This is a genomic window from Fibrobacter sp. UWH5 (genome assembly GCF_900142505.1).
GTDB lineage: Bacteria > Fibrobacterota > Fibrobacteria > Fibrobacterales > Fibrobacteraceae > Fibrobacter.
Genome location: NZ_FRBB01000020.1, coordinates 64534 through 76054 on the forward strand (window position 1 = coordinate 64534; position 11521 = coordinate 76054).

The following is an 11521-nucleotide window of genomic DNA, read 5'->3' on the forward strand; positions in this document are numbered from 1 at the left end:
TAGGGCTGGATTTTTTATACATAGTCTTAATTTATCTTACTTGCTCAGATCCTTGTTGGTCATGGCGCAGACGCAGGAGTCGGACCAGACGTTTTCAGCAGTCTCGATCATGTCGATGACAGCGTAAAGCGGGAGGATCACGCCCATGACGCCGATGTTTGCATTCATGCCCACCATGAGGGAGAGGGTCAGGAAGTAACAGCCCATGGGAACGCCAGCGTTACCCACCGCAGAAAGCACGGAAATGAACACCCAGGTGATCATGGTGCCGAGAGTCAGTTCCACACCGCTGTTCTGCATCACGAAAAGGCTGGTCACCAGGATAAAGGCGGCGCAACCGTTCATGTTGATAGTGGTGCAGATGGGGAGCACGAAGCGGGCCACTTCCGGCTTTACCTTCAGGTTGTCTTCGGCAGACTGCATGGTCACAGGCAACGTTGCGGCGGAACTCTTGGTAAAGAAAGCCATCATCACGGCGGGGCTCATCTTCTTGAGAACATGGAGCGGATTCAGACCGCGGGCAATAAGGAAAAGGGGCAGCACAATGAGGAACTGGATAGCGTTTCCGCCCATGACCACAGCCAGATACTTTCCCAGGGAACCCACCACCACGCCGGCATTCACCTGTGCAGAAAGCTGGGCGGCAAAGGCAACGACGCCAAGGGGCAAGGCCCAGACGAGAGCGCGGATCAAGGTAAACAGCAATTCGCGAAGACCGAGGATCACCTTCACAAGAGCATGCTTGTTATCAGAATCAGGCATAAAGGCGAGGCCCAGGCCCACGGCAGCGGCCACCATCAAGATACCCAGCACGTTACCGCTGAGGAAGGGCTGCACCACATTGTTAGGCACAATGCTCAGGAAATGGTCATAGTAGCTCATGGCGCTCAGGTTCTGGGGAACTTCGGCGGCACCGCCACTGACCAGATCCATGGGCAGGTTGCCCGGTCCGATAATCTTATAGAGAAGCAGTCCCACGAAGGCGGCCGCAAAAGTGGTCAGCAAGGTGTAGATGATGGTACGGCCAAAAATGCGGCCGGTATTCTTCTGGACACCCAGGGCAGAAAGAGTGGTCATGAGGGCAAGCGCAATGGTAGGCACGGCCACAAACTGGAACAGGCGCGTATAAACAGAAGCGATGAAGTTAATCAGGTTCTGCAGACCTTCACTCTGGATCAGACCCAAAAGGGCACCAAGCACCAGCGCAACAACCCAGACAATAACCTGCGTCTTGACAGACTTGACTTTCCTGGCGGCTCCGGCCATAGCATTTTCGTTCTGAGACATTTGGACCTCACTAAAAAAAATCTGACCGAAAATTTAGAAAGATTAAAAATTCATATGGTAAAAACTTTTACATCTGTTATAAAAAATCAGACGGACCCATTTGACAAATAAACTCTCAATTTTTATCTATTCAGCAAATCTTTTTGGAGGTTTAATGAGGATTTCTTTTTTTAAAGGTCTGGCAAAAATTGCCGGCATCGTTCTCGCATTCGCAGCGACAATTTCCCTTTCCGCATGTTCCGGCGACAACGGCAGCGACGGTATCAACGGCGCAGACGGTAAAGATGGCAAAAACGGCAAGGACGCCAAGGAAGTCAACGTAGATTCCCTGGCAAGCGCCATCCGCGACGAAATCACCGGCACCCTGTGGGATTCCCTTTACGCAGAACCCTACGTAGACACCGTCTACAAGATTCTCTTCGACAATGCCTTTTCTGACGCCTGGATGGACTCCGTCCGCGAAGCCCTCATCGACAGCCTGAAGGAAGCCGATTTCGACTCCATGTACGCCAAGCTCTACGACAGCGTCTACGCCGATATCTACAGCCAGGCAGCCATCCGCACCCTCAATGCCTGGACATGGTCCGTCAAGAAGGACATCTACGGCGCCTTCGCCAATCAGTACCCCCTGATGTACAAGGACTACATCAATTCCAAGGGCGAAATGCTTCCTGTGCCGGTATCCATCACCGTCAAGAACACCTGCGAAAACAGAACTTCGTTCAGCGAGCCGGAGATTCCCTGCCGCTGGAAGAAAATCACCGTCAAGTCCTGGATCGACGGATTCACTGACACAGCCAGCGTTACCGATTTCGTTAACCCCGACACCACAAGAATTTTCGCCCCCAGCCTCAAATTCAACAACAAGGCATTGGCTGCCCTTACCGCCCCCGAACAGGTGCAGATCCAGATCCGCGCCTACGCCCTGGAAAACGATCACGAAATCCTCTTCTATTCTTCATCTGAGCCGTCTACCATCCACCCCATGCAAATCAACGGCGCCGAATACGTCAACGTGCAAAACCGCTCGCTATGGAGCGCCGTATGGGTAACTCCCAACATGGACTCCATTACGGCAATCCACAAGGAACTGGAAGCCAAGCTGCCCAACGGATCCGTAAAGGCCTACCAGCTCTACGACGGCGACGAAAGCATGACCGAAAGTTCGGCACGATTGGTAAAGGCTGTATACGAAGTGCTCAGCGCCAAGGGCATCAACTACGTCAACAATACCGACGCAGGCTCCCCTGGCCAAAAAATCAAGTACCCCATCGAAGTGCTCCGTACCAAGCAGGCAAACTGCATCGAAGGCACCAACCTCTTCGCCAGCATCCTGGAATCCCTTGGAATGCACACCGTCATCGTCAACATCCCCGGTCATGCCTTCCTGGGCTGGTCCACCAACGAAGAGGACTCCAACTACAACTTCCTGGAAACCACCATGGCCTGGGGCAGTAAGCCATCCACCTTCGCTGCCGCCTACGAAAAGGGCATGTCCACCTTCACGAACGAACAGGAAGAAGACCACTTCACCGACGGCTCATCGGAAATCATCCTGATCGAGAATGCCAGGGCCTTCGGCATCAGGCCCAACGACATCCCGTAAAAAAGCAACAATTGTTTGCAAAATGAACTAATTTTCTAAAAAAGATTGAATTTATCTAAAAATGTGCTTATTATTGTAGGCACATTTTTTATATCGTCATTTTTTACATAACATAACAAAATCAAGAATAAACTATCACCCAAGGATAAGGAATAGAAATTTCCTTGTTTTTGGGGACGCATAAAAAACAAAGCTAACCTTTTAGAGGCAATATGAAACAGGCATTCACCTTGTCTGCTGTAGACCTTACTGTACTCAAAAATCATAACGTTCAACATTGCAATGGGCTCATCCCCCATACCTTCCACATCGAAATTCCACTTGAGGAACTCCCGCTAGAAAAAATCGCCACCATGACAGTTGGCCAATGGGGCTATAGGAACATCCACCGCGAAAGATTCAAGGAAGTTCCAAACCACTGGCTGCAAGATCTCATTACCTTTGGCTGCGACCAGACCGGCATCTGGAGCGACGTCACCACCTTCGCCAATACAGAATTTCAATCCTTCGAAATGAGACTGCCTTCGCCGTCCATGAACCTCCGGGTTATCCTTCGAAAAAAGGGGAAGAGCTGTAGCGCCAACATCTTTATCACAGCACACTTCCTACCCGAGGACCTCAGGAATTTCTGGCATTCAGAAGACGCCGAAAAGTATTTCGAGATTTTACACCTTTTCCAGATTTACGCGATTCCCTCTCAATGGCCTCCGAAGATAAGCGTCTGCATCGGAGAACCTTGGCACGTCTGCCCCTGCATTATCGGATTCAAGATTTTCTACGAAACGATGTTCCGAAAACCAAACCCAATCAAAATTCCCGATTTCTACTTCGGCAACAAGGACAGTTCCTGGACGCTGAACATTTCAAAAATTAGCGGTCAAAAAATCGAAGGTTCAAAGCCCATCAAGGAAACCATCAAGACGCCCCACGGAACATTCAACATCACCCGCCCCGCCACCAAGGAAGAAGCCAAGCAACAGAAAAAAGAGGCCAAAAAGACCCGACAGGAAAAACTGCAGAACCGCATCGAGCGTCAAAAGCAGGAAATGGAAAGTCTCAGGGAACAGCTGACCGCAGCGCAAAAGGCCTGCGCCCTGGCAGCAGAATCCAGCCGGCAAGCCGCCAACCGCCAAAACCGTGAATTGGAAGAACTGCAGAAAAAGCTGGAGCGCCTCAAGAAATCCAAGGAAAGCGCCATCGCCATGAAGGATGCCGAAATCGACGAAATCCAGAAAATCGCCGACGAGATCATGACCGCCAGCGAGGACGCCCAAAAAGAGCTGATGAACGCAGACTGGCAAATCCAAAATCTGAACGCCCAAGTCCAGGGACTTAGGCAAAGACAATCAGGCTCAGGGATTATTGCAGGCCCCGCCCAGGAACAGGAAAAATTTAGCGGAGAGTTCGAAATCGCCCTCATGAGCGCCCTCCATTTCGCCATGGATAACGCCCCCATCAAGGGAAACTCCCACAACCTCCGCTGCCGAGACATCTGGCAGGCATTCATCCAGACAAATGCAGACGCGGAACAATCCTACAGGAACTACAAGGCCAACGCCTCGAACCTTCTCGCTTCCATCAAGAAGAACAACTTCTGGAAAAGTCTCCCCATGCTCACGCCACTGGGAATGTCCTGCGCCTTGCACACAAACAATCATGGCAAGATCAGATTTATGGATGGAGATGGCCGCTACTCCAGCGTCGTATCCAGTACCCCCAGCGAAACGGCTTCAGGTCCCAGCAATTGCGCCGAGGACCTTAAGCACGTATTCCTCTATTACTGATAGCGAAGTGCTAGGCAACCTCAACGCGCCTAGCACTCTGCCTATACATCTATGTTCACCCGGCTAACATGATTTTCGTCTTTCGTCACGCGAACGATCTTGTCAATTTTATTTTCAAGTTCATTTACATGGCTGATAATTCCTACCAGGCGATGCTCTCCGGCAAGGTTCTGCAAAACATGGATTGCAGACTTCAGGCTTTCATCATCCAAGGAGCCAAAGCCTTCATCCACAAACATGGTGTCCAACTGGATACCGCCTGCAGAACTCTGCACTTCATCGGCAAGCCCCAGGGCCAAGGAAAGCGATGCCAGGAAGCTTTCGCCACCGCTCAAGGTTTTCACTTCGCGCTGCTTCCCACTGACATGGTCAATGACATTCAGATCCAAGCCCGATTGAGCCCTGTTATTGGAAGCTTCCGTCCGACGGATCAATTGATACTGGCCATTTGACAGAATGGCAAAGCGCCTATTGGCACGACGGATAATGCGGTCGAAATAGGATGTCTGAACGTAAGTTTCAAGCATCAGCTTTTCGCGACCGCTAAGGCCACCGTTTGCCGTATCGGATAGATTCTTCAGCCACTGACGCTTCTTGCTGACTGATGCGAGCCGGGTCGCAGCGGTCCTGATATTATCAAGGGTAGACTTGTTCTGGGAAACTCTGCCCGATGCATTTTTCCAGGCTTCCGTTTTCTGAGTCAACAAATCCTTCAACTGTCTGCTAGCCTCTTCCAATTTAGGCAGGTCATATTCGGGAACGCCTTCCAGAGATTTCACAAAGGCATTGATCTGTCCCTTCAGTGCCTCCACATCACCGGAAGTCGCATTGTAGGCATTTACGGCGTTTTCCAGAGCCTTATTGGAGGTTACCAGATTAGTCCGCAACTTCTGAATTTCACTAGAGGCCGCATCCTTGCTTTCAAAGGCAAGATCCTTCAACTTTTCTGAAATGGACTTGTTCAAGGCTTCAATATCCTTGGCAACGGCATTATTGTCAAGGTTCAAATTTTCATTGGCAACGCGCAATTCTTCCAGTTTTTTTTCCTGAGCCGGAATTCCGGTTTCCTTATTTTCCAATTCCTGCTTGCGGTTCGCTTTTTTGATTTCGGCCTTCAGATCTTCACCCAAAGCATTCAAGGTATCGCGATTCTTCTGGAATTCATCGTTCCCACGGGACTTGGCCTCCTCAATAGGACATTCCCCGAAGAGTTTGTTCAATTCATCCTGAAGGGTTCCCCTCAAGCTATCGCAATTACCCTTCTGCTGAACGGCTGCAGCATTCTTGTCGTTACGAGAAACCTCTGCTACAGAAACCTGATTTTTCAATGTTTCCAATTCCGCCTGAGAGGGAGCCTCTTCAGACTTACAGGCCTTATGGGGATGATGAGTGGAACCGCATACCGGACATTCGCAGCCTTCTTCCAGATTAACAGCAAGGATACCTGCCTGTTCATTCAGGAAGGCTTGATTCTTACGTTCGTATTCATCTCGAAGGGCGGTATAGGCCTTTTGAGCATCCTGGAATTCATCCTGGGCATCCTGCAAATTCTTCATTTCGTCATTGTATTTCTTCTGCAGCCTACCCACATTCTGGATCTCGGCTTGACGTTTTTCCAGTTCCCTGATTTCCGCTTCCAGCCTTGCCTTGTTTTCACCGGCATTAGAAAGCGTTTCAAGTTCTTTCTTCAGGGTCTGAACTTCGGCATACTTCTTCTCGTAAGTAGCCTTGCCAGTTTTCAACTTGTCCAGACCTTTCTCCAAAGTAATCTTCTTTCCATCCAAATCCGTACGATTCTGTTCCAGGCCATCATACTGGGGTAGGGAATTTTGAATGGTGGTAATCTGCTCCTGAAGTTTCTCTCGCTCCGGCTGCAACGCTTCCTGTGCCGTCTTTGCCTTCAATTTTACATTCAGGTCCGCTTCCTTCACAGGAAGTTCTTCCTGGGCTTTCTGCAAGGCACTACGATTATTGACCGCAGTACTAGCCTTGCCCAGTTCCTTATCCTGATCAGAAATCCTGCTCCTAAGATTTTCCAGTTCACCAGCGCAGCTGTTGACTGTAGCCTCATCTTCCTTCACCAGATTCTGCAGCAAGACACAAACCTCTTCCCAATCCGCAATTTGCAAGTTCTGGGCCATGGCCTTCTTTTCAGAAACATCTGCAGCAAGGTTCGATTCTTCAGCACACTGGATTCCGGAAACATGAGTGCAGGCAGTCTGTACCAGGGAATCGCAATTCCTGCTGAAACTGGCCGCCTCTTCACCAAGCCTCTTCTGAAGCTTTTCAAAATTTTCCGTCTTGAAAATCTTGCGGAAAGTTTCGCGACGATTCTTGGTATCTTCCAGAAGAATCTTCATAAAATCGCCCTGGGCAATCATGGCGATCTGGGAAAACTGATCCCTGTCCAGGCCACCCATTACCGACTTTACAGCCTCCGCCACATCCCTGTCCTTGGACACGCTACGGCTAGTTTCAGAAACATGTCCATTTTCGTCAGGGTAATAGAACGTGACAGAAGCAGGCTTCGTCGTCATCCCCAGCCCTTTCACCTTAGGCGTTTCATATGCGGGATTGCGGCGAATACGGTAGTCCTTTCCGTCGTAGGCAAAAGTCAACTCCACCTCGGTGGAAGTTTCGGGCTTCGCATTGGTGCAGCGGAAAAGCTTTGCATCATCGCGATTTTCACCGCTAGCCTTTCCAAAAAGTGCGTAGGTAACGGCATCGAAAATAGTGGTTTTTCCGGCACCGGTATCACCGCTAATCAGATAAAGACCATGAGCGCCCAGCTTCGCAAAGTCGATCTCGGTACGTTCCGCATAAGGGCCAAAACCCGTAATCACAAGTTTTAACGGTCTCATTATCGGTTGCCCTCCCAAATAGATTTAATCAAATCCTTAACGAATTCGCTTTCATCCTCATCCATTTCGCGATTGTTCATTTCCTTGAAGAAATCACTGAATACTTCCTCAGGAGTTTTCTGGTCTACATTCTCAGAATCAAGGTTAGCGACACTCCTCGTGCGGGAATTGTTATAAGTCAAAGCCATCAAGTTCGGATAATACCCACGCAACTTTGCAGCAGCATCCGACACATCGATTTCATCGGTAAGCACCGCATAGATGTAGTCGTCAAGACTCTTGCCCTCCCGCACCTGGGTTTCACGGAATTCCGCCGAAACCAGAGTTTCAAAACTCGCCTCGATCTTGCGAACATCTCGCATGGGTTTTAGCGGGATTTCACGTATTTCCAATTCGTCACCAAGTTCCACCACCGTTACGGACTTCTTGTGGGGCGCCTCGGAAAGGGAATACTTCAATGGCGTACCGCTATAGCGGACATAGCCTACTCCCGACTTATTCACGGCAACATTCTGCGGGCGATGTATATGGCCTAGGGCTACATAGTCAAAACCTTCAAAGACGTAGGAATCCACATTGTCCAAGCCTCCCACGAATTCCTCGGAGCCGGCTTCATCCACCTGGGCACCGGTTACAAACTGGTGGGCCAGCAAAACATTTCGGCGTCCGGGAATACGATTCATCTTGCTTAAGGCCATCCCTATGGCGCTTGTATAATCAGTAATCTGTTCCCGTTCAGCATCAGCCTCTTCACCTACCCCAAGGGACGCCTTGATTGTCGCCGGACGCACAAAGGGAAGCATCCAGACATCCACCTCGCCAAACTCATCTTTCAAGGTCACAGGTGCAAACTCACCCGTATAGACTGGAGACATAAAAACGTTGCGGCTAGCCATGAGACGACCGCCAAATGCAATTCGCTCGGCGGAATCATGGTTACCGCTCAACACGAAAACCTTCGTACCGAAATCGGACAGCTTAACCAGGAAATCATCCAACGCTTCCACAGCTTCGGCACTGGGCACAGACTTGTCATATACATCACCGGCAATCAATACACCATCCGGCTTTTCTTCTTCTACAATCTTCAGGATTTCAGCTAGAATATACCTCTGGTCTTCCAGCATGGAACGCTCGCAGATGCGTTTACCGATATGCAGGTCCGCCGTATGGATAAACTTCATTTTCTCTCTTCTCCTAAAAAATATGCGTTGTAGAACCAGACTCTTTTTCGGTCTACAAATATACTATCGAAAATTGACACTAAAATGTCAGATATGGGAGAAAAATTATTTCAGCAATCTGCCCAGGGGGAATTCCTTGATCCGCTCCATGGAATCGCCTGCCGCCTTTCGAAGGTCCGATTCCAGCTCTTCGCGGAATTTCTCGAAATCCACCTTGCCGCCATCGGGCAGTTTTTTCCTGGACTTGAATGAACTCCCCTTGCGGTTCCTGTCAAAGGCCATTCTACGGGCAAGCAAATCCATCAGGTCGTGGCCCCGCAGGAAATTGGCAAAATATTTCGGGTGGCCCTCGATAAAATCCAGGACCTCCGCCGCCCTCTTTATAACGGCAGGCAAGTGTTCAGTATATTCATTCTCCGAAAAGGCCAGCATCAAGTTCTCGCCGATCAGTTCCAAGCTTGCAGAAGTCAGATGTTTCAGGTCCAGCAAGCCGAAGGAATCCATAAAGTCCACATCAAACTTCAGGCCGCCATGATTCCCGCCCTCCCGCTGACACAGCATCGAGGCATCGTCAGGCAAACCCCATTCCTCGCGAACCAGGATATTCGCCACCCGCAAAGCCCCCATGGTCACGCCCACCGTCTTGATCCCGTCACGGATACTCTCGATGATTTCGTCATCGTCATAATATTCCACCATCATGCCAGAATAGGAATCCGACAGGAACAGGAACGTTTCAAGATCGTTAAAACCGGCGCAGGCGTCTACATCAAAAAGCTGATACAGCAGCTGTTCATCATCGATGATCCGCGAACTGTCATCCCTTGATTTTTTCAAAAGTTCCACGGCAAAGTCAAAATCCAGATCCACGCAGAACACCGCAAAATGGACCGTCGGATTTTCCAGGTATTTCCGGTAGCGGGCAAGCACGCCCTTCTTCTTGGGGCCGAATTCGATTTTCCATTTAAGACGGTCCTTCAGGTGACTCCGGAAGAATGTGCGGTCGTCATCCCCTTCTACAAACAACGTAATCTTATCCGAATGGGCGTCATTGCGCATTCGTGCCAGATTCACGTCGTAAGCGGGACGCTTCCTGCCAAAATCTTCCAGGTACTCGAAAGCCATCCGAACCTACTTGACCATCTTGGCCAGTTCCACAGTCTTGTCCCAGTGATCGCCGATAAAGGCCGGCGAATGAGTCGCCACGATAAACTGGCGCTTGGGCCTTGCGTTCTTCGCATCGCGGGACTCGTTCTGAATCTTGAAGAGGATCTCAGAAAACTCCTCCTGCCAACTGGGGTGGAATGAAATTTCAGGTTCGTCCATCATCACCAGCGCCTCGGAATTATTGGCATCAAAAAGCAGACGCCCCAGAAGCACAATCAGATGCTGTTCACCAGAAGACAGGGCATCCAGGGGAATGGCTGCACCGGACCTGGAATTCTTGATCCCCAGGATACTTTCCCAGTCCGAGAGATTGATGGTAACCGTCTTCAGGTCCAGCAGTTCCTTCAGCGACTCCGAGAAAATCTTCAGCTTCTTGATCAGCGGTTCAAAAACATCCATCTTGGCCTTCACATCATCCAGATACATGCTGAACACGATCAATGCGGAATCGTCATCGGTCTCGGGATTCTTGCTCTTCTTCTTGTTGGCCGAAGTAATGATACCGAACTCGTTGCAACTCTTCTCCAGCCTGGCGATGGAAGTCATCTTGGAGGAAATCTTCTTGCGGGTCTCCTCGGCGGAAGGACGATTTTTCTGGTTCAGCGTTTCCACCACACGGTCCACGAAGTTGGATTCAAGATTTCGGGCAATCTGGAGCTGCGCCCGCATGCAGCGGTTATGAGCCGCACGGATATCGTCACTGATACTGAAAATCTTCAGAAGGTGAGGGTTCAGCCCCAGGTCCTGCCCCTCTTCGATCTGACGGCCACGAACGCGTCCGGCGAAACCCGAAACCGACCTTTCGATCTCTTCGTTGTACAGGCGGTTGGTACTGATGTAGTTCACCTCGAAATTCAGGCGACGCACCAATGTGACAAGCCACGGGAATATCCTGCGGAAGTGCAGACTGTACCTGCGGAACACACCCGACATGTCGAAGACTTCCCCATCCTTCTTGTCTTTCCAAAGTCTGCAGGACCCATTTGACATATATTGGTACATGGGCTCCAATGTCTGGATGGAACCCACCACCTCGCTGACGGAACGGTCGATATCCTCATCCGTAAAGAAATTCTCGAAGTCATCGCAACAGATGCGGCAAACGTAAGGCTGGAAAGTCTCCTCGTCGCTATTCTCAGAAGATGAGGCCTCCTCTTCCGACTCCTCCACGACACGGGCCGTCTTCTCGATGAACAATATGGTTTCCTTGGGCCTTGCCGCCTCCTCGTCACTGAGAGGTTCCGATCCCGGCCCCATTCTAGGTCTCCACTCGTCTCCCATGGTGCCCTTGAACTTCATTTCGATACGGTCAAAAACCAGGCCCGCAAAATAGCAGAAATTGCCCACGGCGGCAGCACGGATAATCTTCAGGACGGTGGACTTGCCGAAACCATTGGGTGCAGTCAAAATGGTAAAACCGTCGGTCTTCTCGAAATCAATTTCGTAGTCGAAAGTACCGAACAGCTTCTCGATCTTCAGGGAGGTAATTCTCTTCATAGACTTAAATCTAATTCAATAAACCCCGATGAACCCCTAATGTCTTATCCTGAAAAAAGTTGACACTATACAAAAAGGCAGGTATAGTGCAAATGGAGACAAAACAGGTCACAAAGTCGGTTCTCGCATACGACG

General features: G+C 50.1%; 7 protein-coding genes. 2 read left to right on the plus strand and 5 right to left on the minus strand.

Annotated elements, in window-relative coordinates:
- Positions 1-36: 36 nt before the first annotated feature.
- Positions 37-1287 (minus strand): dicarboxylate/amino acid:cation symporter, encoded by a 1251-nt coding sequence (locus BUB38_RS13500; RefSeq protein ID WP_073161262.1) that lies wholly within the window; start codon positions 1285-1287, stop codon positions 37-39.
- A 154-nt stretch (positions 1288-1441) separates the two neighbouring features.
- Here BUB38_RS13500 and BUB38_RS13505 point away from each other — a divergent pair, with 154 nt between their 5' ends.
- Both BUB38_RS13505 and BUB38_RS13515 read left to right on the plus strand, forming a co-directional pair.
- Positions 1442-2893 (plus strand): hypothetical protein, encoded by a 1452-nt coding sequence (locus tag BUB38_RS13505; protein WP_073161263.1) that lies wholly within the window; start codon positions 1442-1444, stop codon positions 2891-2893.
- Between the two features lie 212 nt (positions 2894-3105).
- Positions 3106-4677 carry a hypothetical protein gene (locus BUB38_RS13515; RefSeq protein WP_073287057.1) on the plus strand — a complete coding sequence of 524 codons (1572 nt, stop codon included), beginning with the start codon at positions 3106-3108 and terminating at the stop codon, positions 4675-4677.
- A 41-nt stretch (positions 4678-4718) separates the two neighbouring features.
- Here the strand turns inward: BUB38_RS13515 and BUB38_RS13520 are convergent, their stop codons facing one another.
- The 4 genes from BUB38_RS13520 to BUB38_RS13535 form a co-directional block, all read right to left on the minus strand.
- A complete protein-coding gene (locus BUB38_RS13520) occupies positions 4719-7538 on the minus strand; it encodes an AAA family ATPase (protein ID WP_083542206.1) in 2820 nt (939 codons plus the stop codon).
- A complete protein-coding gene (locus BUB38_RS13525) occupies positions 7538-8722 on the minus strand; it encodes an exonuclease SbcCD subunit D (RefSeq protein WP_073161267.1) in 1185 nt (394 codons plus the stop codon). Before BUB38_RS13525 ends, BUB38_RS13520 begins: the two co-directional genes overlap by 1 nt.
- 105 nt (positions 8723-8827) lie before the next feature.
- The gene (locus tag BUB38_RS13530) at positions 8828-9847 is read right to left on the minus strand and encodes a DUF4435 domain-containing protein (RefSeq protein WP_073161268.1); all 1020 of its coding nucleotides are present in this window, start codon (positions 9845-9847) and stop codon (positions 8828-8830) included.
- A 6-nt stretch (positions 9848-9853) separates the two neighbouring features.
- Positions 9854-11386, minus strand: a complete 1533-nt coding sequence (locus tag BUB38_RS13535; protein ID WP_073161269.1) for an AAA family ATPase — start codon at positions 11384-11386, stop codon at positions 9854-9856.
- Between the last annotated feature and the right edge of the window lie 135 nt (positions 11387-11521).